The 24,125-nt window shown below is 68.9% G+C and carries 24 protein-coding genes; 13 read left to right on the top strand and 11 right to left on the bottom strand.

Translation table 11 applies throughout. From position 1 onward, the window contains the following. Positions 1-3: 3 nt before the first annotated feature. The 4 genes from ACQP1V_RS32235 to ACQP1V_RS32250 all read right to left on the bottom strand — a co-directional run bounded on the left by ACQP1V_RS32235 (position 4) and on the right by ACQP1V_RS32250 (position 3,612). On the bottom strand, positions 4-393 hold the full coding sequence (locus ACQP1V_RS32235; protein ID WP_433413814.1) for a pyridoxamine 5'-phosphate oxidase family protein: 390 nt from the start codon (positions 391-393) through the stop codon (positions 4-6). Continuing rightward, entirely contained in the window at positions 390-1,205 is an 816-nt protein-coding gene (locus tag ACQP1V_RS32240; RefSeq protein ID WP_433413816.1) for an NAD(P)H-binding protein, read from the bottom strand. The genes ACQP1V_RS32235 and ACQP1V_RS32240 overlap by 4 nt, the downstream gene beginning before the upstream one ends. Positions 1,206-1,527: 322 nt before the next feature. Continuing rightward, a complete protein-coding gene (locus ACQP1V_RS32245; protein ID WP_433413818.1) occupies positions 1,528-2,784 on the bottom strand; it encodes an alpha-hydroxy-acid oxidizing protein in 1,257 nt (418 codons plus the stop codon). 246 nt (positions 2,785-3,030) lie between these two features. After that, the gene (locus tag ACQP1V_RS32250; protein ID WP_433413820.1) at positions 3,031-3,612 is read right to left on the bottom strand and encodes a TetR/AcrR family transcriptional regulator; all 582 of its coding nucleotides are present in this window, start codon (positions 3,610-3,612) and stop codon (positions 3,031-3,033) included. A gap of 120 nt (positions 3,613-3,732) precedes the next feature. Here ACQP1V_RS32250 and ACQP1V_RS32255 point away from each other — a divergent pair, with 120 nt between their 5' ends. After that, positions 3,733-4,905, top strand: a complete 1,173-nt coding sequence (locus ACQP1V_RS32255) for an MFS transporter (protein ID WP_433426034.1) — start codon at positions 3,733-3,735, stop codon at positions 4,903-4,905. 117 nt (positions 4,906-5,022) lie between these two features. On the opposite strand, the gene ACQP1V_RS32260 is transcribed toward ACQP1V_RS32255, so the two are convergent. Both ACQP1V_RS32260 and ACQP1V_RS32265 read right to left on the bottom strand, forming a co-directional pair. Next, the gene (locus ACQP1V_RS32260; RefSeq protein WP_433413822.1) at positions 5,023-6,033 is read right to left on the bottom strand and encodes a C-terminal binding protein; all 1,011 of its coding nucleotides are present in this window, start codon (positions 6,031-6,033) and stop codon (positions 5,023-5,025) included. Next, the gene (locus ACQP1V_RS32265; protein ID WP_433413824.1) at positions 6,020-7,819 is read right to left on the bottom strand and encodes an IlvD/Edd family dehydratase; all 1,800 of its coding nucleotides are present in this window, start codon (positions 7,817-7,819) and stop codon (positions 6,020-6,022) included. The genes ACQP1V_RS32260 and ACQP1V_RS32265 overlap by 14 nt, the downstream gene beginning before the upstream one ends. Before the next feature lie 549 nt (positions 7,820-8,368). On the opposite strand from ACQP1V_RS32265, the gene zwf reads away from it, so the two are divergent. From zwf to ACQP1V_RS32295, 6 genes are all read left to right on the top strand, one after another. Continuing rightward, positions 8,369-9,766 (top strand): glucose-6-phosphate dehydrogenase, encoded by a 1,398-nt coding sequence (gene zwf, locus ACQP1V_RS32270; protein WP_433413826.1) that lies wholly within the window; start codon positions 8,369-8,371, stop codon positions 9,764-9,766. A gap of 111 nt (positions 9,767-9,877) precedes the next feature. Further along, positions 9,878-11,509, top strand: a complete 1,632-nt coding sequence (gene pgi, locus ACQP1V_RS32275) for a glucose-6-phosphate isomerase (protein WP_433413828.1) — start codon at positions 9,878-9,880, stop codon at positions 11,507-11,509. 144 nt (positions 11,510-11,653) lie between these two features. Continuing rightward, complete coding sequence (locus ACQP1V_RS32280) at positions 11,654-12,211, top strand: TetR/AcrR family transcriptional regulator (RefSeq protein WP_433413830.1); 558 nt, start codon at positions 11,654-11,656, stop codon at positions 12,209-12,211. Between the two features lie 74 nt (positions 12,212-12,285). Beyond that, positions 12,286-13,443: an SDR family oxidoreductase gene (locus tag ACQP1V_RS32285; protein ID WP_433413832.1), complete on the top strand. Its 1,158-nt coding sequence runs from the start codon at positions 12,286-12,288 to the stop codon at positions 13,441-13,443. Beyond that, complete coding sequence (locus ACQP1V_RS32290) at positions 13,419-13,949, top strand: alpha/beta fold hydrolase (protein ID WP_433413834.1); 531 nt, start codon at positions 13,419-13,421, stop codon at positions 13,947-13,949. Before ACQP1V_RS32285 ends, ACQP1V_RS32290 begins: the two co-directional genes overlap by 25 nt. Positions 13,950-14,238: 289 nt before the next feature. Beyond that, positions 14,239-14,868, top strand: coding sequence for an HD domain-containing protein (locus tag ACQP1V_RS32295; protein ID WP_433426036.1), 630 nt, complete (start codon positions 14,239-14,241; stop codon positions 14,866-14,868). Between the two features lie 111 nt (positions 14,869-14,979). Here ACQP1V_RS32295 and ACQP1V_RS32300 read toward each other — a convergent pair whose 3' ends face one another. Continuing rightward, the gene (locus tag ACQP1V_RS32300; RefSeq protein ID WP_433413835.1) at positions 14,980-15,216 is read right to left on the bottom strand and encodes a hypothetical protein; all 237 of its coding nucleotides are present in this window, start codon (positions 15,214-15,216) and stop codon (positions 14,980-14,982) included. Positions 15,217-15,400: 184 nt separating this feature from the next. Here ACQP1V_RS32300 and ACQP1V_RS32305 point away from each other — a divergent pair, with 184 nt between their 5' ends. From ACQP1V_RS32305 to ACQP1V_RS32330, 6 genes are all read left to right on the top strand, one after another. Beyond that, positions 15,401-15,856, top strand: a complete 456-nt coding sequence (locus ACQP1V_RS32305; RefSeq protein ID WP_433413837.1) for a MarR family winged helix-turn-helix transcriptional regulator — start codon at positions 15,401-15,403, stop codon at positions 15,854-15,856. Beyond that, on the top strand, positions 15,853-16,473 hold the full coding sequence (locus ACQP1V_RS32310) for a class I SAM-dependent methyltransferase (RefSeq protein WP_433413838.1): 621 nt from the start codon (positions 15,853-15,855) through the stop codon (positions 16,471-16,473). The genes ACQP1V_RS32305 and ACQP1V_RS32310 overlap by 4 nt, the downstream gene beginning before the upstream one ends. A gap of 275 nt (positions 16,474-16,748) precedes the next feature. Next, entirely contained in the window at positions 16,749-17,396 is a 648-nt protein-coding gene (locus tag ACQP1V_RS32315; RefSeq protein ID WP_433413840.1) for a hypothetical protein, read from the top strand. Continuing rightward, positions 17,380-17,946: an OmpA family protein gene (locus tag ACQP1V_RS32320; RefSeq protein WP_433413842.1), complete on the top strand. Its 567-nt coding sequence runs from the start codon at positions 17,380-17,382 to the stop codon at positions 17,944-17,946. The genes ACQP1V_RS32315 and ACQP1V_RS32320 overlap by 17 nt, the downstream gene beginning before the upstream one ends. Before the next feature lie 117 nt (positions 17,947-18,063). After that, entirely contained in the window at positions 18,064-18,669 is a 606-nt protein-coding gene (locus tag ACQP1V_RS32325) for an RNA polymerase sigma factor (RefSeq protein WP_433413844.1), read from the top strand. Then, complete coding sequence (locus ACQP1V_RS32330; RefSeq protein ID WP_433413845.1) at positions 18,669-19,841, top strand: CU044_5270 family protein; 1,173 nt, start codon at positions 18,669-18,671, stop codon at positions 19,839-19,841. The genes ACQP1V_RS32325 and ACQP1V_RS32330 overlap by 1 nt, the downstream gene beginning before the upstream one ends. Before the next feature lie 83 nt (positions 19,842-19,924). On the opposite strand, the gene ACQP1V_RS32335 is transcribed toward ACQP1V_RS32330, so the two are convergent. From ACQP1V_RS32335 to ACQP1V_RS32350, 4 genes are read right to left on the bottom strand one after another with little or no spacing between them, the layout of a single operon-like run. Next, positions 19,925-20,956, bottom strand: coding sequence for a hypothetical protein (locus ACQP1V_RS32335; RefSeq protein WP_433413846.1), 1,032 nt, complete (start codon positions 20,954-20,956; stop codon positions 19,925-19,927). A 53-nt stretch (positions 20,957-21,009) separates the two neighbouring features. Further along, complete coding sequence (locus tag ACQP1V_RS32340) at positions 21,010-21,597, bottom strand: pyridoxine/pyridoxamine 5'-phosphate oxidase (RefSeq protein WP_433413848.1); 588 nt, start codon at positions 21,595-21,597, stop codon at positions 21,010-21,012. Next, complete coding sequence (locus tag ACQP1V_RS32345) at positions 21,594-22,814, bottom strand: amidohydrolase family protein (RefSeq protein ID WP_433413850.1); 1,221 nt, start codon at positions 22,812-22,814, stop codon at positions 21,594-21,596. Before ACQP1V_RS32345 ends, ACQP1V_RS32340 begins: the two co-directional genes overlap by 4 nt. 35 nt (positions 22,815-22,849) lie before the next feature. Beyond that, a complete protein-coding gene (locus tag ACQP1V_RS32350; protein WP_433413852.1) occupies positions 22,850-24,109 on the bottom strand; it encodes an amidohydrolase family protein in 1,260 nt (419 codons plus the stop codon). Positions 24,110-24,125: the final 16 nt, after the last annotated feature.

Below are 24,125 nucleotides of genomic sequence, written 5' to 3' on the forward strand. Positions count from 1 at the left end.
CGTTCACGTGTTGAGTTTCATCGTTCGGTCCACCGCGATCTCAAGCACGACCCGGCCCGGCGGGTCGGGAGGCGGTGAACCGTAGCGCCGGGTGTAGCGGCGGGCGGCCTCGGCTACCCTCCGCGGATCGCTGGACAACGTGGCGGCGCCTTCGAGGGTGACCCAGCGAAATCCCTCGGCTTGACAGAGCGCGGCACGTCCGCCCGGGCGGACGGCCACGTTACGGGCCTTGCGTGAGGAGGCGACGGTCAGGACTCGGACCAGAGCCGCGGCGCCGTCCCAGGTGAAGCGCACCGCCACCAGGTGTGGGGAGCCGTCCGGTCGCAACGTGGTCAGGGTGGCCACGTGCGATTCGTCCAGGAACGCCTCCGCCGAGTTCGGCAGACCGATCATCGGAAGGCGGCGATGTTCCGCGCCGCCCAGTCGGCGAAGGTGCGGGGCGCGCGGCCGAGGATCCGCTGCACGTCCGGGCTGACCTTCTGCTCGGCGGCGGTCGGCTCGCCCAGGATGGCCAAGGTGCCTTCCGCGATCGGTTCGGGCATGAACTGCAGCATCTGCGTGCGTGCCTCCTCGCGAGTCTGCTCGACGAATCGCACCGGCGCGCCCAACGCCTCCCCGATCATCGCGGCACGCTCGCGCGGGGTGACCAGCTCCGGGCCGGTGAGCTCATACGTACGTCCGGCATGTCCGGCTTCTCGCAGGATCACTGCCGCGACCTCGGCGATGTCGGCCGGATCGATGGTCGGCAGCCCGACATCGCCGAATGGGGCGGCGGCCGTACGGTCCGCGCGAATCTGCTCCGCCCAGGCGAAGGCATTGGAGGTGAAACCGCCCGGCCGCAGGATCGTCCAGTCCAGCCCCGAGCCGTGGACGGCGTCCTCGAAGGCGGCGGCGTGGCGGTAAGCCTGCGGCCGGGTTCCCGCGCCTTGGGAGGACAGCAACACCACTCGCCGTATCCCGCCCGCCTTGGCCATGTCGAGGATGGCCTGCGGCTCCTCCCCCGCGACGAGCAGGAACAACGCGTCGGCCCCGTCGAAGGCCGCCTTCAGGCCGGCGGGCTCGGCCAGGTCGGCCGCGCTGTGCCGGACCCCCTCCGGAAGCGGCGCCGGCTGCCGGGAGAGCGCGGTCACCTGCTCCCCCGCCTCGCTGAGCAGGCGGACCAGCTCGTGCCCGACTTTGCCGGTGGCGCCGGTTACAACGATCATGAAACTCGCTCCTGAGTTAGTTAGCTGACTGACTGACTTGATTGGAGACCATAGCCACCAGAACAGGTCCGTGTCTATAGTGAGTCAGACAGCTAACTCAAGAGGGGCGGATCCAGCTCGGCCAGAGTCGCACGTTCTTCGAAGCGTCTACGCGGCTCAGTGGTACTCGTGGATCGACCCAACGAGTACGGAAGTGCCAGCCCCGCCGCGGCTTCGGGATCGCGAACTCGACGGTGCCTGCCCAGGTGTCCCAGGCGCGGTGCCGATATCCCTCATTTCACGACGCCACGCACGTCCACGCTCGGGGACGCAGACTGCTCGGTCAGGGCACCCGCACCAGTACGTCGGGGCTCAGGTCGGCGATCGACCGGTAGCCGTTGAGTCCCATCGTCAGGTCGGCCTCGGCGAGCAGGCAGCGCAGCACGTGCTCCGCGCCCGCGGCACCGCCCAGCGTGATGCCCCAGCCGTAGGGGCGGCCGACCGCGACCGCGGTGGCACCCAGCGCCAGGGCCCTGACCACGTCGACGCCGGTACGCACGCCTGAGTCGAAGATGACCGGCATGCCCTCGGCCGCGGCGACGACGGCGGGCAGGAAATCGAGCGCGGGCGCGCTGGCCGCCTGCCGACCGCCGTGGTTGGAGCAGTAGATGCCGTCGACGCCACCGTCGCGCGCCCGACGTACGTCGTCGGGGTGGCAGATGCCTTTGAGGAGCAGCGGCAAGCCGGTGAGGCCGCGCAGCCAGGCCAGGTCGTCCCAGGACAGGGCCGGATTGCCGAACGTGAAGGCCCAGGCGAACGTCGCGGCGGCGGGGTCCTTCTCCGGCGTCTTCTCCAGCCGGCTCCGGAACACAGGGTCGCTGAAGTAGTTGGCCAGGCACAGTCCCTGCAGCTGGGGCATCGAGGCGTGCCGGAGGTCGCGCGGGCGCCAGCCCAGGGACCAGGTGTCGAGCGTGACCACGATGCCGGCGTACCCGGCGGCCTCGGCCCGGCGCACGAAACTCTCCGCGAGCTCGCGATCATTGGGCGTGTAGAGCTGGTAAAAGCCCGGGGTGTCGCCCAGTGCGGCTGCCACGTCCTCCATCGGGTCCTGGGTGAGCGTGGAGGCGACCATGGGGACGCCGGTCGCGGCCGCCGCCTTCGCCACTTCGAGGTCGCCGTGCCGGCTCTCATGCATGATGCCGACTACTCCGATCGGCGCCATCATCAGCGGCGTCGGGTAGCGACGACCGAACAGCTCGACGGACAGGTCGCGCTCGGCGGCGCCGGAGAGCATTCGCGGCACGATGCCCCAGCGCTCGAACGCGGTGACGTTGCCGCGCTGGGTCGCCTCGTCGCCGGCGCCGCCGGCGACGTAGTCGTAGAGGACCGGGTCGAGCTTCTCCGCCGCGAGCGCCTCGAGATCGCCGCAGGTGACCGGATACCTCGGCTTCTCGCCGTTCAAGCCGTTCAGGTAGATGTTCAGGTTGAAGTCGGAGAAGTTCGGCATGTTCCGCCTTCTGAGGTCGAGTCTGGCGGGGGGCGGGTGGGCGAGCTCGCGCTTCAGGATCTTCCCGGTGGCGGTCATCGGCAGGGCGGACACTACCTCAACAATGCGCGAGCACTTGAACGCGGTTGGCTCGGTTGGCCGGCATGGTGGAACAGCAGCGCGCCAAACGACCCGGCGGACGCAGCGCCCGCGTCCGAGCCGCGGTGCACCAGGCCGCGACCGAGCTGATCGCCGAGCGGCGACCGGGCCGATTCGAGGGGCCCCGGTTCCTTGGAAGCCGCCGTCGAACCCCTAGCCGATCTCCGTTCGCATCGCCTTCGCCCTGGTGGCGACATGCGATCAGATCGCGGACGCCGCGAGCGTTTTGATCGTGAAGTCGATAGCCGTGGCCAGCCGCTGGGGATCGTGCCCGGCGCGTTCGCGCACGCGCAGCCCCAGCACCGTCGTGAACAGCGACTCCACCGCGGCGTCGACGTCCAGCGTGGCGGGCAGGTCGCCGTCGCGGATGCCGCGGCGCAGTAGCGACGCCAGAGTCTTCTGAGTGACTTCGAACGCGGCCTCGGTCCTCTGCCGGACTTCGGGGTCGGCGGCGCCGAGCTCGGTGGCCGTGTTGACCACGAAGCAGCCGCGGCCGGACTCGTGGCCGACCATCCAGACCAGCCATTCCCGCAGGACCTCGAGGCTGGGGCCCGGGGCGTCGAGCTGCTCTTGGGCTTGGGTGGACTCGGTCGCCCGATAGTGGTCCAGCGCCCGCAGGAACAGTGTGTGTTTGTCGCTGAAAGCCCGATAGAGGCTGCTTTGCTGGAGCCCGAGTTCGGCGCCCAGATCGCGGACGGACGTGGCGTTGTAGCCACGACACCAGAACAGCTGAGTCGCCTTGGCGATCACGTCCTGCTCGTCGAACTCCCTGGGTCGTGCCATGGTCGCCACCCTACCAACGTTGTGGAGCGATCGCTCCCGTATTAGGGTGTGCCGCCGTTAGGGAGCGATCGCTCCCTAATGAGACAAGGGAGATTCGACGTGACGACAACGGGCCCCACGATGACCGAGCGAGACACGTCAGCGAGGAAACATTGGATCGCGGTGTCCGCCGTGGCCCTTGGCACATTTCTCCTGGTGACGGCCGAGCAGCTCCCCATCGGGCTGCTCACCCCCGTTGGATCGGCACTGTCGGTGTCGGAGGGCGCGGCAGGGCTGATGGTCACGGTCCCCAGCATCGTCGCCGCCGTCGCGGCGCCGGTGGTGCCGATGCTCGTCGGCAGGATGGACCGCAGGCTCTTGCTCGTCACCTTGATGGCACTCATGACGCTCGCCAACCTGGCCTCCGCCCTGACCCCGAACTATCCGCTCCTGATCACCGCCCGCGTGCTGGCCGGGGTGGCGATCGGCGGGTTCTGGGCCATCGCCGGCGGTCTGGCCGTGCGGCTCGTCCCGCCCTCGCGCGTGCCGCAGGCCACCGCGATCATCTTCGGCGGCGTCGGGGCCGCGAACGTCTTCGGCGTCCCCATCGGCACGATGATCGGCGAGCTGGCGAGCTGGCGGATCGCGTTCGGCGCGCTGAGCGCCCTCGCGCTTGCCGTGCTGGTCGCCTTGCTGGCTGTGCTGCCACCGTTGACCGCCGCTCAGCCCGTCGGCCTGCGGCGGCTGGTCGGCCAGTTCAGCAACCAGGGTGTCCGGGTCGGCATCCTGGCGACCTTCCTGATCGTTACCGGCCATTTCTCGGCCTACACGTTCATCAGCCCCGTGCTGCAGGAACTGTCCGGCATCGACGAGCACCTCATCGGGCCGCTGCTGTTCGGATTCGGCATGGCGGGCATCGCGGGAAACTTCATCGCGGGTGCCACCGTGGTGAAGCGGCTCCATCGCACCGTCCTGTCCATCGCCGCCGCCTTGGGGGTGACCGTGCTGCTCTACCCCGTGGCAGGTCTCACCACTGTGGGCGGAGTGACGTTGCTCGTCGTCTGGGGCCTGGCGTACGGCGGGGTCTCAACCAGCCTCCAGACCTGGATGATCAAGGCCGCACCGCAAGCGGTCGAGGAAGCCTCCGCTCTGTGGGTGGCGGTGTTCAACCTCTCGATCGGTCTCGGCGCACTGGCCGGCGGCGCGATCGTCGATGCCCTGTCACTGCAGGGCATCCTCTGGCTCGCCGGCGTTCTCCTCCTGGCGGCCGGGCCGGCCGTGTGGAGCGCACGCCGGAACGAGAGCCTGCGATGACCCACCTCCCCGCATCGGCCACGGCCATCACGAAATGTGACAACCCCTGGCAAGCGAGGTCTTCTGGTTCGCGTCCCGAGATGCGCGAAGATCACTTACCGGTTGGAGAACACCTTCTTACGGACGGGAGCCGGCCGTCACGTCGTTGACCGGCCAATGGGCCGGCTGCCCGGTCAGAACCCGCACGGCCTCTTCGGCGGCGATGTGCCGCACCATGGTGATGGACTGCTCGGAGTAGTAGGCGGCGTGCGGGGTGACGATCACGTTGGGCAGCGTGAGGAGCGGGTTGTGCGGGCGCCAGTCGCGTTGCTTCGCGGGCTCCTCCTCAAGGTCGTCCAGTGCCGCGCCGGCGATCCATCCTTCGGTGAGTGCCTGGTAGAGCGCCGTATCCTCCACGATCGGGCCGCGCGCGGTGTTGACGAGGATGGCGGTCGGCTTCATCCTGCGGAGCGTCGCACGGTCGAAGGTGTGGTGTGTCTGCGGGGTGAGCGGCGCCTGGACCACCAGGTAGTCGGCACCTTCCACAAGCTCGTCGAAGGACACCGGCCGCACCTCGCACGATCGGATCTCGGACTCGTCGAGAAACGGGTCGTGCGCCCAGACCTCGACGCCGAACGCCCTCGCGCGTTCGGCGACGAGCTGGGCGATGGAGCCGAAGGACAGCAGCCCGAACACCCGTCCTCTCAGCCGCCAGATCGGCTCTCCGCTCTGCCACTGCCACGTGCCCTGCCGGGTCGCTCGGTCGTATGCGCAGATCTTGCGGGCGGCGGCCAACCAGAGCGCGACGGCGTGATCGGCGACCTCGTCGGCGCACCACTCATTCGGCGCGTTCGTGACCTGGATGCCGCGTCGGGTGGCGGCGTCGACGTCGACGATGTCCACGCCCGTGCCGTAGCGGGCGATCACCTGGCAACGGGTGAACGCGTCGATGGCGCGGGAACCGACCCGCGCGTACTGGGTCAGGACGCCATCGACGTCCCGGCCCTTTTCGATCACCTCGTCCTCGCTCTTGCACTGTGCGGCGAGGAGCTCGAACCCGGCGCCCTCGACAATCGCGCGTTCGATGTCCACATCGCCGAAGTCGAAGTCGGCGATCAGAATCGTCCCTCTGGCGTCAGTGCGAGTCACGGGGAATCCCCTTGGTGTGGACGAGATCCTGGTACGACACGGCGAGCTCCAGGCAGCCTCCGGTATCCAACTGCCCGACCGTGGAGCGGTAGATCTCCTGCCACGGTGTCTGGTTCTCGAACACCGGCGGTGTGTATCGGGCCCACCGCGCGGCGATCTCCTCATCCGGCAGGAGGACGTCGACGCGCGTGTTGTCCATGTCGATACGGATGCGGTCCCCGGTGCGCAGAATGGCGAGATTGCCGCCGACCGCCGCCTCGGGGCTGGCGTTGAGAATGGACGGCGCGTCCGAGGTGCCGCTCTGGCGGCCGTCACCGAGCGTCGGCAGCGAGGTGACGCCGAGCCGGAGCAGCGCGGTGGGGACCTCCATGTTCACGACCTCGGCCGATCCCGGGTAGCCGATCGGCCCGGTGTAGCGGATGACGAGGATGCAGTTCTCGTCGATGCCCAGCTCGGGATCTTGGATCCGGGCGTGGTAGTCCTCAGGCCCGTCGAAAACGATGGCGCGAAGGTCGAACACCTGCGGAGCGCCGGGATGCGGCAGGTAGCGGGCGCGGAAGTCGTCGGTGATGACCGAGGTCTTCATGACCGCGGAGTCGAACAGGTTGCCGGTCATGATGAGAAGTCCGCCGCGAGCGGCGAGCGGCTCGTCGAAGGGACGGATGACCGTCGGGTCGGCGGGCGGGACATCGGCCAGGTTCTCGGCCACGGTACGGCCGGAGACAGTCACGGCGTCGCCGTGCAGGCGTCCTGCCCTCAGCAACGACCGCATGATGGCGGGGACGCCGCCGGCGCGGTAGAAGTCCTCGCCGAGGAACTCGCCGGCGGGGGCGACGTTCGCCAGTACCGGGATGTCGGCTCCGACTCGCTGCCAGTCCTGGAGGGACAGTGGCACCCCGACGTGACGCGCGATGGCGTTGATGTGGATGGGCACGTTGGTCGAGGCGGCGATGGCCGAGGCGACCACGATCGCGTTCTCGAAAGCCCGCAGGGTCATGATCTTGCGCGGGGTGAGGTCCTCGCGCACGAGGGATACCGCTCGGCGGCCCGTTTCGTAGGCCATCTGCGCCCGCTGGCGGTAGGGGGCCGGGATCGCCGCGCAGCCTGGCAGGGACATCCCCAAGGCCTCGGCCAGGCTGTTCATCGACAGCGCGGTGCCCATCGTGTTGCAGTGACCGACGCTGGGCGCGGAAGCGGCCACGCGCGCCATGAACTCGTCGTAGTCGATCTCCCCGCTGGCGAGCAGCCGCTTCGACTGCCAGATCACCAGCCCCGAGCCTGATGAGCCGGTCCGCTTGCCATGGTGATAGCCGTTGAGCATCGGCCCTCCGGACAGGACTATCGCCGGGATGTTCACCGTCGCCGCCGCGGCGAGGCACGCGGGCGTGGTCTTGTCACAGCCTGTCGTGAGGACGACCCCGTCGAGTGGATATCCGTAGAGCACCTCGACCAGCCCGAGGTAGGCGAGGTTGCGATCGAGCGCGGCAGTCGGGCGTTTACCGGTCTCCTGCAGCGGATGGACGGGAAATTCGAACGGGATGCCACCGCCGTCGCGGATCCCGTCCCTGACCCGGTCGGCGAGGGCGAGGTGGTGGCGGTTGCAGGGAACGAGGTCGCTCCCCGTTTGGGCGATGCCGATGATCGGTCGGCCCGACTGGAGTTCCGTCGGGGTCAGCCCGAAGTTGAGAAAGCGTTCGAGATAAAGAGCCGTCATCTCCGGATTGCCGGCGTTGTCCCACCAGGCCTGGCTGCGCAGACCGCCTGCGGTGCGCTTCGTCGATGGCATCAGGCACTCCTCATGGGCCTACCGGGGCTCCCGCCGGCCGGGCGCCGCCGTGGCGTAGGAGGTGCCGTACGCACCCACCGTTTCGGGCGCATCCGCACAGATACCCACAGCTCACCCGCACTAACTACGCTCCAGCCGGGCAGCCGGACGCGGAAGCCGCGCGGCCTACCCAAAAATTTCCGCAAGGCGTCCGATCGCGCACCCGTGACCAGAGAACCAGACAGACAGCCCGGTGATCGAGGCGTTCGCCCTTGCCCATGGCTTTCCGTGTTACCGCCCGAGCTGGTGAAAGACTGATTCGACGCACGCCGGTCACACAGCGGGAGTGCCGATGACGGACGGAAAGACGTTTTCCACGTAATCGTGATAGGTGCCGGGCCCGTCGGGAAGAACGCCACGAAGGGCGCCATCTCGCCGTTCCCGACCGTCGTGAGCGAGATCTGACCTGCCGGAGGAGTACGGCCGGTGAGGTTCGCGTAGCGTCCCGGGGTCGGTCGGGCGTGGCATTCCCCGCCCGGGCAGGCGTCCTTGGGACCGAGTGGGGGCATCTTGAACGTACCGCGGGGGCAGGTCCTGGTGCTGTACGGCATCACCGGGGATCTCGCCAGGAAGATGATCATTCCGGCGCTGTACAGGCTCACCGCCCGCGGTGTACTCGACGTTCCGGTTATCGGCATGGTTCGCCGCGATCTGGACATCGCCACGCTGCGGAACCACGTCCACGACAGCGTCGCGACCGCTTACGGGCGGGTCGACGAGGACGTGTTCGGCGCACTCGCCGACAGGCTGGCGCTGGTCCACGGCGACGTGACCGGACCGGAGGTCTACACCGAACTCGCGCGGCGAATCTCCGACGAGACATTCGCCGTCCACTATCTGGCCGTGCCACCCCCACTGTTCGCGCCGATAGCCGAACGCTTGGGCGCCTCGGGCCTGAACGCCCGGGGCCGGCTGGTGGTGGAGAAACCATTCGGTGAAGACCTGGCCTCCGCGCGGCGGCTCAACACGCACCTGCACCGCTACTTCCCGGAGGACCGGCTGCTTCGCGTCGATCATTTCCTTGGCAAGGAGCCGGTCCAGAACCTCATGATGTTCCGCTTCGCCAACACCCTGCTGGAGCCCATCTGGAACCGCGACCATGTCGCCACCATGCAGATCACGATGGCCGAGGCGTTCGACGTCGCCGGCCGCGGGGCGTTCTACGACGCGGTGGGTGCCGTCCGCGACGTCGTCCAGAACCATCTGCTGCAGGTCCTGGCGTACTTGACGATGGATCCTCCGGCCGACAGCAGCGCCGAGACCGAACGCGATGAGAAACGTCGGCTGATGCGCGCGATACGGCCGATCGAGCCCGATGATGTCGTCCGAGGCCAATACGCCGGCTATCTCGATACGCCGGGGGTGGCCGCCGGGTCGACCACCGAAACCTACGCCGCGGTGCGGCTGTGGGTCGACAACTGGCGCTGGGTCGACGTTCCGTTCCTGATCAGGACGGGTAAGGCACTCGCGGTCACCAGCACCGAGGTCGCCGTCCGGCTTCGCTGTCCGCCCTGCATGTTGTTCTTGTCCGCCGACGCCGGCCGCCCGCGCCCCAACATCGTCCGGTTCAGGCTGGACCCCAACCCCGGGGTCACCCTCGACCTGCTCGCCAAGGCTCCGGGTGAGGTCGACGCGATCCGGGAGGTGCCGGTGTCGGTCGACTTCGAGGCGCAGCAGGGACAACCGGAAAGCGCTTACGAACGAATCATCACGGACGCGCTCTCCGGCGACCCCCGCCACTTCGCCCGCCAGGACACCGTGGAAGAGGAATGGCGCATCGTCGATCCCATCCTCGACTTCGAGACGCCACCAGAGCCGTACGAGCGCGGCGGGTGGGGGCCGTCCAGCGCCGACCGCCTCACCGGCGACGGCCGCTGGATCCCCACATACGTACGTGCCCGACCGTGAATCAGGTTCGCCCCCGAACGGGTGTCGGAGGTCGCCCGCGAACACATGGCCGCCGAAAGGGGGAATGTATGCGGGCGACCATCTCCGTCTCGCCGATTATCGGAGGAACCGATGCCGACCGTCCCGCTCCGTGACCGAGCCTCGTGGAAGGCACTCGAGCAGCACCACACCGACATCGGCGGGCGGCACCTGCGTGAGCTGTTCGCCAAGGATCCCGACCGTGGCGAGCGCATGTGCGCCGAGGCCACGGGACTGTACCTGGACTACTCGAAGAACCGCGTCACCGACGAGACGATGCGCCTGCTGGTCGAGCTCGCCCGGGAATCGGGGCTTGAGCAGCGCAGGGACATGATGTTCCGCGGCGAACCGATCAACACCTCCGAGCATCGGCCGGTGCTCCACGTCGCACTGCGGATGCCGGAAGGTGCCTCGCTCGTCGTCGACGGTGCCGACGTCGTCGCGGAGGTCCATGACGTCCTCAACCGGATGACGGCCTTCGCCCGGCAGGTTCGCTCCGGGCAGTGGAAGGGATATACCGGCAAGCCGATCAAGAACATCGTCAACGTGGGCATCGGCGGCTCCGATCTCGGGCCGGTCATGGCCTACGAGGCACTGCGCCACTACAGTCGGCGCGATCTGGGGTTCCGATTCATCTCCAACGTCGACCCCACCGATTTCGCCGAGGCGACCCACGACCTGTTCGCCGACGAGACGTTGTTCATCGTCTGTTCCAAGACGTTCGGCACGCTGGAGACCCTCACCAACGCCCATTCGGCGCGCGACTGGGTGATCGGCCAGCTGGGCGACGAAAGCGCGGTCTCCCACCATTTCGTCGCGGTCTCGACCAACGCCGCGCGCGTCGCGGAGTTCGGCATCGACCCCGCGAACATGTTCGGCTTCTGGGATTGGGTCGGCGGCCGTTACTCGATGGACTCCGCCGTCGGGCTGTCGACGATGATCGCCATCGGCCCCGAGCATTTCGGTGAGCTGCTCGAGGGCTTCCATGAGATGGACGAGCATTTCCGCACGGCCCCGCTCGAGGCGAACCTGCCGGTGCTGCTGGGGCTGCTCACCGTGTGGTACGTGAACTTCTTCGGGGCCCAGACCATCGGCGTCATGCCGTACGAGCAGTATCTGACGCGGTTCCCCGCCTATCTGCAGCAGCTGACGATGGAGTCGAACGGCAAACATGTCAGCCGCGACGGCCGCGTCGTCGACTACGACACCGGCCCGGTCTACTGGGGCGAGCCGGGTACGAACGGCCAGCACAGCTTCTACCAGCTGATCCACCAGGGCACGCGGCTGATCCCGCTCGACCTGATCGGCTTCGCCAAGAGCCTCAACCCGTTGCGCGACCACCATGACCTGTTGTCGGCGAACGTCTTCGCGCAGGCACAGGCACTCGCCTTCGGCCGGACCGAGGAGGAGGTGCGGGCCGAGGGCACCGCGCCGGACGTCGTGCCGCATCGGGTCATGCAGGGCAACCATCCCACGAACGTGCTGCTCGCCGAACGGCTCACCCCGCACCGGCTCGGCACTCTCGTGGCGCTGTACGAGCACAGCGTGTTCACCCAGGGAACGATCTGGGGGATCGACTCCTTCGACCAGTGGGGCGTCGAGCTCGGCAAAGTGCTCGCGGGACAGATCGCACCCGAGCTGACGGCCGATACCGAGCCCGAACTCACCCACGACTCGTCAACCAACCGCCTGATCCGCCATTACCGGAGGCTGCGGAAGAACTAGAGGGATGCGCTGACGACACGCCATCGGGATCCCGGCCCGGCAAGTGGTGCCGCGGATCGGGGCGCCGCCGCGCGTGAGCGGTGCCAGACATGAGCCGTACGAGACAGATTGAATAAATCTACAGATCGGTCTATTTTTGCCGCCATGGGGCAGAAGGGGACGGCGACGCGGGCCCGGATACTGACCGCGACACAGGAGCTGGTCGAGACCGGGGGATACTTCAGCGCCGGACTCAACCAGGTGATCGCGGTCAGCGGCGCGCCCCGCGGCTCGCTCTATTTCCACTTCCCCGACGGCAAGGATCAGCTCGTCGGCGAGTCGATACGGCGTGCCGGACAGGCGATGGGCGACGCCTTCGCGGGCCTGGCCGAGTCCAGCGCGTCCGTGGCGGACTTCGTCGAAGGCGTGTTGCGGCACCTGGGCGATCGGCTGGAGGAATCAGGCTGGCAGAAGGGGTGTCCGGTCGCCACCGTGGCGCTCGAGATGGCCGGCACCAGCGACCCGCTGCAGCAGGCCTGCTCGGAGGTGTACACCTCATGGGCGGCCGCTCTGCGTGCGCGGCTCGACGGGCGGCCGGACGCCGACGACCTCGCGGTCACGATCTTGGCCCTGATCGAGGGGGCGCTGCTGCTGGCCAAGGCGCACCGCAGCAGAGAGCCACTGGATCGCGTCACCGGCCCACTCGCCGCCCTGCTGCGCTGACCCGGGCCCGCCGCACGAGGCGGGCCCTCTTTCTGGCCACAAAAATATGTAGACCGATCTATTAAGGAGTGTTCATGGACGCGATCGTCTTCGGCGCGACCGGTTTCATCGGCCGTTCCCTCGTCGCCGAGCTGCTCGGCCGGGGACAGCGGGTGGCGGCAGCCGTACGGAACGACACCCTCACCGCCTGGCTGAACGCACAGGATGTCGACACCAGCCGGCTGGCGGTCGTCGGCGCCGACATCACCCGGCCGCTCACGGGACTGCCCCAGGTGCGCGACGTCTACAACACCGCGGCGCGCTTCGCGTTCGGCCTCGGCGTGGAGGAGGCTCGGGCGACCAACGTGACCGGGGCGCTCAACGTGCTCGAATGGGCCGCCACGCTGCCCGGATTACGACGGTTCGTGCACATCAGCGGGTACCGCGTGAGCAACGCTCACCCGGACTACGCCAGGCTCGGCGCGTACGAGGCGTCGAAGGCCGAGGCCGATCTCGCGGTGCGAGCCAGGGCCCGTGAACTGGAGGTCCCGCTGACCATCGCCAATCCCAGCACGGTGATCGGTCCCGGCCAGCACATCGGCCTGGCCTCTCTCGTCGAGGACCTCTGGAACGGGCGGCTCCCCGCGCTCCCGGGCGGCCCCGACGTCTTCCTGCCGATCGTCACGATCGACTACTTCTCGCGGTTCCTGGCGGAGCTCCCCACCTCGCCCACGGGGCAGGACCACTGGGTGCTCGACGACACGACGCCGCGCCTCCCGGAGCTGGTCGGCACGATCGCCGACCACATGGGCGTGCGCGCGCCGCGCCGTACCGTCCCCGTCGGCCTCGTGCGCCGCCTGCCACGGAAGATCACCGGCGCCGACCCCGAGACGCTGTCGTTCCTGTCGACCGACCGCTACCCGACGGCCTCCGCCCGCGCTCTCGCCGAAGCGGCCGGCCTGGAGATGCCCCCGGCCCCGGGCGCCCTGCGCGCGTGGGCCGACGACCTGGTGGCCGCCCGCTTCGGCGCCGCGTCGCCGTGGCTGAGCCCGTACGGCTTCCGCGACGGCACCTGGACGATGGGAGACGCGCACCGGCCCGCCCACGTCCTGTTGCACGGGCTGCCGATGAACGCCGACCTGTGGGCGCCCCTCGCCGCGCACCTGTCCGGCCCGATCCTGGCCCCCGACCTGCCCGGGCTGGGACGTTCGGCTCCCACCGCCCGCCGATGGACGCGTGGCTCGCCGACCTGACGCGCCCGGTGCGGACCCGCCCCGTGCTGGTCGCGCACTCGCTGGCCTGCGGACCGGCGCTCCGCTTCGCCGTCGAGCATCCCGGGCGCGTCAGCAGGCTTGTGCTCATCGCCCCCGCGTTCCTGCAGGCTCCGAGCTCTCGGCTCACCCGCTCAGCCCTGGCCGTACCCATGTTGCGCCGCATGTCCGCCGCTCGCCTGGCCGCTGCGCTCGGCGTTCCCGAGGGGCCGGAGGTGGCGAGCGCCGCCGCGGACCTGCGCCGTCCCGGGGTGGCGCGCCGCGTGATCGCGGCGATGCGCACGGCCTTCGCCGAACGCGAGACGTCCCGGTCGCTGCTGGAGCGGGTGCGCGTCCCGGTCGAGATCCTCGTGGGCTCGACCGACCCGCTGACCGTACGCGTCGACCACCGGGTGACCGAGATCGCCGGCGCGGGGCACTACCCACAGCTCACCCATCCGGCTCAGGTCGCCCGCCACCTCGGCCTGGTCTCCGACACGATCGGATGAGTGGCGATGATCAAGCATCGTTGGCCCTAGGGAGTGTCTGACAAATGCTGCCCGTCGCGAGCGTGGATCCAGATGGATGCATCGCAAGGCGGAGGAGGAGGCCGTAGCGGAGCCTACGGCCGACGACGACAACGTAGCGAGGCGCCGTCTGGGCCGAGCGCAGCAGGGCTTGATTTGTCAGACACGACCTAACCGGCGGTGTGAAGGGTATCCATCTCTCGGATTATCTGGCAGCTCCATGGTCTTGGGGCGTCACGACCGTTCTCGATGGGAGCCGCCCGTGTCCGAGATGATCGCCGGGGTCGCCATCCCCGACAGCCCGATCGCCGCCGAAGCGACGTCGCTCGTCCGGGAGACGACGACCCCGCTCCTCTTCCACCACTCGCGCCGGGTGTTCCTGTTCGGCAGCCTGCAAGCCCGTGCCCTCGGGATCGCCCCCGATCCGGAACTCCTCTACGTCGCGGCCCTCTTCCACGACACGGGTCTCGTACCGCCCTGCCGGAGCGACTATCAGCGTTTCGAACTTGACGGGGCCGACCAGGCGCGCGCGTTCCTCCGCTCCCACGGCTTCTCGGAAGCCGACGCCGATCTCGTGTGGACGGCGATCGCCCTCCACACCACGCCCGAGGTCCCGTACAAGATGGCCCCGGAGATCGCCGCGACCACCGCGGGTGTGGAGACCGACGTGCTCGGCATGCGCCTGGACAACCTGAGCCGGGAGGAACTCGACGCCGTGACGGCCGCGCACCCGCGGCCCGACTTCAAGCGGGAGATTCTTCAGGCGTTCAAGGAGGGGTTCGAGCACCGCCCGGACACGACCTTCGGCACGGTGAACGCCGACGTGCTCGAACACTTCGTCCCCGGATATCGGCACATCGACTTCGTCGAGGTCATCAAGAACTCTGCCTGGCCCGAGTGATCGGGGCGGCCGGTGCCGCACCCCGGCCCCCACCCGCGCCTGTCCAGATCGTTTCGGCGCCCGGCCACGCGGTGCGCTCCAGGCGAACCGACGCCCTGAAGGGCGCGGCGATCACCGTTTGGGCTTCACGCGTCGCCGCCGCGGCACACCCAGCACCCAGAGCCCGACAACGACGGTGACCACGCCGATGGCCAGCCAGACGGGCGATCCACCGGTGACGGGTTGGCACTCGGCGACGCACAGGATGGGCCGTATCCGTATCAGGTCGGCCCCCTGAAGAGTCCACAACAGGCCAAGCAGGGTCAGGACCGTACCGCCGACGATCCTCGCGGCCTTACGCCAGGTCATGGCTGCTCCCCCTCCCCGGTGAGCGCCGGGTTGACGGCCAGGGGCATCCCACATGATGGGCGTCGCCCTCGGAACGGCGACAAGGGCGGGGCTGGGGCATAGCGCCTCCTTCGGTTACGTCCTAAAGTATTCAGGCAACCTAAGAAGGTGAGGTTATAAGGTGGCCGAAGGATCTACAAGTGCGGTGCCGTTCCTGCCGCAGCTCATCGGTCAGGCGTTCAACCTGATCCTCGACGAGCTCTACCACCGCCTTGTCGAGAGCGGATACGAGGATCTACGCCCCACCCATTGCCTGAACGTGTTCCGGTTCATGGACTGCGACGGCACCCGGCCCACCACGCTGGCCCGCCGAGCCGGGATGACCCCTCAGGCGATGAGCGAACTCGTGGGCTACCTGGAACAGCGCGACTACGTGCGACGCGTCCCCGACCCGACCGACGGCCGGGGCCGTGTTGTCGTCTACGCCGACCGTGGGACACGCGCCGCCGAGATCAGCGCCACCTACTTCGCCGACATGGAGGCCCGCTGGGGTGCCATCGTCGGCCCCGACCGCCTCCAGGACGTCAAGTCCGCGCTCGCGCAGATCCTCGGCGCCTCCCCCGCTCACGGCACCCAACCACCGAAGGTCTCGGCACCATGAGCCGGTCATCCAGAGAACTCGTCGGCTACTGGGACCGGCAGGCGGCCACCTACGACAGAAGGTTGGCCGGGGTCGAACGCCGGTTCCTGGCAGACAGCCGCCGCTGGGTCTGTGGCCGGGCCCGCGGCGCCACTCTGGAGATCGCCATCGGCACCGGCGCCAACCTCCGGCACTACCCCGACGACGTCGACCTGACCGGCATCGACTGGAGCCCCGCCATGGTCCAGGCCGCACGCCGGCAGGCGGACCTGATCCACCGGGCCGTCCGGCTCCACCAGGCCGACGCGACCGCGCTGCCCTTCCCCGCGGCGACGTTCGACACCGTCGTCAGCACCTTCGCCCTGTGCTGCGTCCCCGACGAACGCGCCACTCTCGTCGAGGCGCTCCGCGTGTTGCGGCCCGGGGGACGCCTGCTGCTGGCCGACCACGTCGCGGCGTCCTTCTGGCCACTACGTGCGCTCCAGCACGCCGTCGATCTGGTCAGCGTCCCTCTGCAGGGCGAGCACTACACCCGCCGCCCCGTCACCATCCTGCGTGGTCTCGGCATCGTCATCGAGGAGACCGAGCGCCTGACCATGGGCGCGATCGAACGCGTCGACGCCCGCAAGCTCCACTGACCCGAGCTCCCCGAATATGGGCCTTGACCTGCCGTTCTCCCCGTCCGCCGTGGCGGTTGTGCACAAATTGTCGGTATCGAAAATGCGAACGATTGTATGATCGACACTAATGGGGTGGATGAGGCAGTTGAGGCTACTGGGACGAATTGCTCCCGGTGATTGCCTTGCTGACCGAAGAGTCCAGCAATGCGGTCATGGCACCGGGGGCCGCGATATGGCGCGCTATGCCGATCCCGAAGGTGCCCCGCCTAATGACATGTTGAGGTGAAAAACGGGTGCAAAAAGCGAACACGCCGACGCTGGCCGGGTATGTGGTGACGGCGGTCCTGGCGGGCCTGCTGACCGGCTGCGGGATGCTTACCGCGCAGCAAGGCGGCGGCGAGAAGCAACCCGTCGCGAAAGAGAAGCAGGCCGTCGAGCTTGCGAATTCCGCCGACTCCGCCGAGCCCGCCTCCACCGGCGACGGCGGTGACTCCGAGACCGGCGGGCAGGCGGGCGCACCCGCCGAGCAGGGCACAGTGATCGCCGGCAGGGAGGTCAAGACCGGCGGCGCCGACCTGACCGTGGAGATCACCGGGCTCAAGCGGCAGGGCCGGTTGTCCACGCTGACCTTCACGGTCACGAACAAGGGGGACACGCGCTGGGAGATGTCCAGCAACATGGGCGACACCCCGGCCGGTCTCGGCCTCACCGTGGCGGGGATCAGCCTGGTCGATCCGGTCAACGGCAAGCGGTACACCGTCGCGCGTACCGGGACCCCTCCCACCAAGGCCAAGTGCCTGTGCTCGGACTACGACGTGTGGACCGAGCCCGGCGAGGTACTGCCGCTGCACGCCACGTTCGCCGCCCCGCCGCCTGATGTCACGAAGATCAACGTGGACCTCAAGGTGCTGGGTGTGTTCACCGATGTCCCGATTTCCTGAACGTCTCGCGGTCCTGGCGGTCGCGGTCGCCCTGACAGCCGGCCCCGTGACCGGTCCCGCGGCCGTCGCGTGGGCGGACCCGGTGGACGTCACGGCCGAGGTGGAGGATGTCGTCGCGACCGTCGAGGACATCACCGCCGAGGTGGAGTCGCTCGACGGCACCGAGAGCGAGTCGAAGCAGGGCGAGCAGGTCACCGTGGCGCTCACCAGCGACGTGCTGTTCGCGCTCGACAAGGCCGTGCTGACGGCCAAGGCGAAGGCGCGCCTGCGTCAGATCGCCGGGAGGATTCAGGCCGAGTCCGCCGGCGGGGTCATCAAGATCGAGGGACACACCGACGACCAGGGCAGCGACGCCTACAACAGGGTGCTGTCGCTCAAGCGGGCCCAGGCCGTACGGCAAGCTCTGCAGGGGACGTTGTCCGGCGTGACCTTCCAGGTCAGGGGCTTCGGCAAGAGCAGGCCCAAGCTGCCCAACTTCGTCGACGGCAAGCCTTCCGAGGAGAACCGCGCCAAGAACCGGAGAGTGGAGATCGTCTTCACCGCGAAGTAGTCAGCTCCGAACTCTCCGCCGGTCGGCCGGGCGGGATGGCGCGCATGGCGCATTCGGGCCCGGTCGGCCGATGACCGCTGTCGGATCGCCATCGCGCTCCCAGCCTCCCTCCGCGCCATGGCCGGTGCCGAAATTTCCGATGAGGGGTCGGTAATCGGAGGGCTCCGGGAGGGACTTCCTCATGTGAACGATCCCTACAAGCGCTTCACGGACCTCTACGACCGGCACTACCGGGCGGTATTCGGATACGTCGTGCTGCGCGCGGAACCCGGGACAGCGGAGGACGTCTCCAGCGAGACCTTCCTGGTCGCGTGGCGACGCCTGGACGACGTCCCCGATCCACCGCTTCCGTGGCTACTGGGCGTCGCCCGCAACAAGCTCGCCAAACATCGTGGCGCACAGCACCGCCGGCAAGCGTTGGTCGACCGGGTCGCGGCCCTCATGACCGCCGACGACAAGACGGGCCGCGATGTCGCCGAGCGTGTCCTGGACCGGGAAACCGCACTCACCGCGTTGCGCTCCCTGCGCGAGAAGGACCTGGAGGCATTGGCGCTCACGACCTGGCACGGCCTCACTCCGGACCAGGCGGCAGCCGTCATGGGTTGCGCGACCCGCACCTACAACGTGCGTCTTCATCGTGCCCGCGCACGCCTGAGCAAGGCGATGCGAACCATGTCGCCGGACCGGACCGTCGCTAGGAATCAGCTTCTGGAGGAGATGTGATGGATTCCCGCAACCCACCGTCCGAGGGAACCGACATGGCCGACCTCGTGATGGCCCGGCTCACGCCCACTCGGCTGGATGACCTCGCCGAGGACGCCTATCAGCGCCGCCGCTCAGCCGACCTGGCCCGCGCGTTCGAAACCCCACGAGTCTCCCGCCGCGGCCGTGGAACCGTGTCCCGGCACCGCCCGTTTCCGCTGATCGCCGGTGCGGCCGTCGCCGGCCTCGCCGCCGCGATCGTCGTTCCCGCGATGGTCTCCCCGGACACACCGCCCGCCCGGCCCTCCTCCACAGCGGCTCATCCCCCGGCGACGACCCCGGTGGACGCCCATTCGTTCCTGCTGGCCGCGGCCGAAAGCGCGGCTCGCGAACCGGCCACGACCGGCCGCTACTGGTACACGCTCGAACGGACCATCACGCGGGTCGACCAGTCGGAGAACAAGAGGGAGCGGGGCGATACCAGGAAGGTGCAGGCGGGGAAGAGAAACCCGTTGCCATTCACTGCCTCTGTCGCCACATCCCAGGAGTCCTGGATGGCGCGTGACGCACGCGACCGCACTCGGACGATAACCGGCGTTGATTACCAGGTCATCTTTGATTCGCCGGACGACGAGGCGGCGTGGAAGAAGATGGGGTCGCCGCGCCTCGGCCACGGTCCCGTCGAACCCCAAGTCAACAACTACAACATACGGATGCAGTTCATGATCGGTTCGCGGCGGCTGAGCATGGACGAACTCGGGAAACTGCCCACTACGCCGGCCGCATTGGACAAATATCTGCGGCGCGGCTATCAGGCCGACGCCGATGATCCGGAAAATCCGCTTCAGGGCAGCTACAACCAGTACGTATGGGGCACCGCACATGACCTGCTCGCAGGGCCGATCACACCAGGCACCAGGGCGGCTCTCTACCAGGTACTCGCCGACCAACCTGGGGTCACCATGGTGGGGAAGGTGACCGATCCTCTCGGCCGCCAGGGCGTCGCTGTTTCCGTGAAAGGCGAAAGCCGGTACTCCTCCGACGTGGAGGGCGTCTCTCAGTTTCGCCTGATCGTCGCTCCTGACACGGGCAGGCTCCTCGCGTACCAGGTGATGCGGCTCGGGGATGAGCCCCAGCTGTCGGTGGCCTACCAGCAGATGGGCTGGACGAACTCACTTGGCCAACGCCCCTGACACTCCGAGCCGAAGCCGTACGGCGGGACAACAGGGGCTCCGGCCGTACGGCTTCCCCAGCCGCCGCTCGGTGGAGAGGCGGTCTAGCCTTTCACGTTCGCTTCCAGCCAGGAGTTGATCAGGGCGGCCACTTTGTCGGAGTTGCGGTCCATCATGATCATGTGGGAGTTGCCGCGATAGCCTTCGGCCGGTAGGTCGATCCAGGTTGATCGTCCGCCGGCCTTGCGCAGAGCGTCGTGGAAGCGCCTGGTGGAGGTGTACAGCTCGGCCCAGGAGCCGTCGGCGTCGAGGTGGTCGCCCCAGATAACAAGGTGCGGGATCCGGCGAAGCCGGCTGAAGTCCACGGTGGACGGGTCGGGAGCCCCTGACGGCTCGATCGCGACGTGGGCGCGGACGTGACCCGGGGCGGCGATGGTCGCGGCGAAACCGAGCGGCCCGGCGGCGCTGTGGGTGAGGATCACGTTCGGCCCGACCTTGGCGACCAGCGCGTCGTACCCGGCCTGGGTGGACTGGTCGTAGGTGCGGAAGCGCGGCACCACCTGCTTGACGAACTCGTCGAACGCGGCGACGGGGAACAGCGTGTCAGGGTACGGCCGGCGCTTGGCCGGGTCGGTGGCGTACGAGCCGGGAGGGCCGATGCGGAACAGCTCCCAAAGCTCCTGCTTGGTACGGAACAGCGGTTCTGACTGGGAGATCTCCGGATAGCGCTGCCACGGGGCGCGGCCACCGCCGAACCCGTCGGCCACGTGGACGTCATGGCCGCCGGCGAGCAGGTGCTGTTGCCATCCCGGCCGTCCGTCCGGCGTGGTTTCGAAGGAGGCGCCGGTCAGGCCGCCGCCGTGCCACATGAGCACCGGCAGCGAACCGCGGGGGCGCGCGAGGCGTACGTACTGGACGTATACCTGGCCGGTCTCGAAATCCCCGTTGGGGTTCACCTGCACCGGCGGCTGCCCCTGGGCGGCGAACGCGTCCCGAGACTCCGCGTTGTCCAGAGTGATCGATTTACCACCGACGTAATAGCTGCCCACCTCGCGGACACGGATGCCATCGTTGTCCGGCAGCGCCCAGCCGCCGGCGGCGACAGCGACCACACCGGGCACAGAACCTGCCAGCAATTCGCGACGCTTCACTTTTGCCGTCCAATCTGACGAGCCGAAGGCCGATGAGGTCAGGAACCGAGCGCCTGCCCCACCCACGCATCCCCGATCAGGCGATGCCGGTGGCGGTCATGCAGACGGTCGGGGCGGCCCGCCTGCAGGAACTCGATCTCCGTCGGCGTGATCACGTACCCGGCCCAGTACGGAGGTACCGGAACGGCTTCGCCCTCGGGCCAGCGGCGGGCGGCCGCGGCCATGGCCGAGTCCAGTACGCCCCGGTCCGGGATGGGCGAGGACTGGTGGCTCGCCCAGGCCCCAAGCTGGGCCGGCCGGGAACGGCGGCGGAACTCCCGTTCGGCCTCCGCCGTGCTCATGGGTGCCGCGTCACCGCGCACCGTGACCTGGCGGCGCAGCGACAGCCAGGTGAACATCACCGCCACCCGAGGGCAGGCGGCGATGTCGCGCGCTTTCGGCGAGCGGCTGTCGGTGACGAAGCCGATGCGGCGGCTCTCCAGCAGTTTCACCGAGACGGTGCGCACGCTGGGCTCACCGGCCGGGCTGACGGTGCTCAGCGCCATCAGCCCCGCCTGCGGATCACCGGCTTCCTGCGCGGCCGCCTGCCATTCGAGCAGGACGGCCATCGGGTCGGAGCGCGTCATCGGATGACCTGCCCGTCACGCGCCACCGCGTGCAGCCGGTCCAGCGCGGTGAGGTCGTCCACGGGATCGGCGTCGGCCGCGATGAAATCCGCCTGGTAGCCAGGCGCGATCCGGCCGATCCGGTCTCCCATCCCGAGTGCGGCGGCCGCGTCGGTGGTCGCCGCGGCCAGGGCCTCCCGGTTCGCCATCCCGGCGCCCGCCATCATCCGCAGCTCGCCGGGCAGCGCGTCGAACGGCGTGAACCGCCAGCCCGCGTCCGTGCCGCTCACCATGCGTACACCGCTTTCGACCAGATGCCGGAAGTCCTCGAGGTCGTAGGGGTGGCGCCGTCGCCAAAGCGCGGCGGCGTCCCCGGAGACCTCGGGTGGTGCTGCGAGGACGTGATGGCCCACGGACAGGGTCGGGCAGATGACAGTGCCGGTCTTCGCGAGCAGGTAGGCGACGGCGGCGTCGAAGCCGCCTCCGTCTTCGGCGGCGGTGCGGAACTTCCCGTGCTCGATCAGCGTGACGCCCGCTGCGACAGCGGTCCGCATCGAACCGGCGGACAGGCAGTGGACCTTCAGGGGGCGGCCGAGCGACGCGGCCGTCTCGACGGCCACGCGGAGCGACTCCTCGGGAAAGCTCGGCTCCCACGGGGGCGCCCCGGGTGTGCCCCCGCCGGAGGCCATGACCTTGATGAAGTCGGCCCCGGCGAGGGCGAACCGCGTGACCAGCTCTCGTACGGACGCCGCGTCGGGCGCCTCACCGCCCAAGCGCCAGGAGTGGCCGCGCACCGTGGTGATCGGCGCCGCCGCGACGAGGATCCGGGCGCAGTCGGGAAGGGCGGCCGCCCGGGCACGCACCTCGAACACGGCCTCCGGCGGGCCGCCGCAGTCCGCGACGGTGGTGATGCCCGCGCGCAACGCGGTCCGGGCGTTCCTGACGCCCAGTTCCACGCGCTCCGAGACGGTGCGTGCCGCGGAGACGTCCTCGCCTGCCCCGTCCCCGGACTCGGTCAGGTGGACGTGGGAGTCCACCAGCCCCGGGAGCACCACCGCCCGGCCCAGATCCAGGCTGGCGCAGGTGTCGGGCCACTCCCCCGGCCGGATCCGGCCGGGTGCGATCTCCGCGAAGCGACCGTCCCGGATGAGCAGCCACGCGGGACCGATGTCACGCGCCCACGGATCCACACGCAGCCGACCCGCGTACACCACCAGTTCGTTTCGCAGCCGGTTCATGGCCCTCCACCTCGCTTGCCGCCGTCACCAGGGGTTTAGCGCGCCGGCTTCCACAGAACCTCGGGCGTCTTCGCGGTCGCGGCGACGTCGTCCCGGTGGACCAGGCCGCCCTTCATCACGAATCCGACCCGCTTGAGTGCCTCGATGTCCTGGAGGGGGTCGCCGTCGACGGCGATGAGGTCGGCGTGGGAGCCGGCGGCGAGGGTTCCGATCTGCCCCTCCTTGCGCAGCACCTCCGCCGCCACCACGGTGGCCGACCTGATCGCGTCCAGCGGCTTCATGCCGTACTGCACCATCAGGCTGAACTCGTCCACCTGCTCGCCGTGCGGGAAGGAGCCGACGTCGGTGCCGAACGCGATCTTGACACCGAGTTCGAGCCCGCGCTTGAAGGCGCCCTCGTGCCGCTTGACGAAGCGGCGGTCGAACTCGGTGTGCTGGCGCTTGTAGTACGTGCCCATCGTCGGCACCCAGAAGGTGCCGAACTCGAGCATGGCCTGCAGGTCCTCCTCGGTGAGCAGCGGGCCGTGCTCAAGCGTGCGGACGCCGCCGCGGATCGCGGCCTGCGCGCCGTCCTTGCCGTAAGCGTGCGCCGCGACATCGCGCCGGTACCGCTTGGCCTCGGCGACGACGGCGGCGATGTCCTCCTCCGTGAACTGGTGCAGCGGCTCCAGCTCCTCCGGCTCGACATCCTTGCGGGTGCTGGTCGCGTAGATCTTGACCCAGTCCGCGCCGATCTTGATCTGACGGCGGACTTCCTTGATCAGCTCATCGCGGGTGTCCACCATCCCGGCGACGTCGGGGAGGTTGAGTTCCGGGTTCACCTTGTCGTCGATGCGCATGTCACCGCCGGTGATGGAGATGCCATCGGACGCCACGGCCATCCGCGGGCCGGGGATGATGCCGGCCTCGATCGCGTCCCGGAGCGCGGTGTCGCCGTGCCATACCTGCTCGTTGTCGGTGTCCCGGGCGCTGGTGAAGCCGATCTGCAGCGCGCGGTCACACGCCGCGACACCCTCGATCATCCGGTAGACCTGCGTCTTGAACAAGATCGCCGGCGGCCACACCTGGTCCTCGGGGCGCAGCAGCATGTGCGTGTGGCAGTCGACGAGCCCGGGCATCAGGGTCAGCCGGCCCACGTCGATGAGATCGGCCCCGGCGGGCGGGGTGTCGACGACCGACACGATCCGGCCGTCGGCGATGACAACACTCGCGTCCTCGTAGTACTCGCCGGTCGCGGGGTCCAGAACACGAGAGGCACGTACGGCGAACTGGCGGTCGTTCGTGGACTGAGTCACAGTTTCCTCCAAAATT

Source organism: Microtetraspora malaysiensis (assembly GCF_050947145.1).
Lineage (GTDB): Bacteria > Actinomycetota > Actinomycetes > Streptosporangiales > Streptosporangiaceae > Microtetraspora_A > Microtetraspora_A malaysiensis.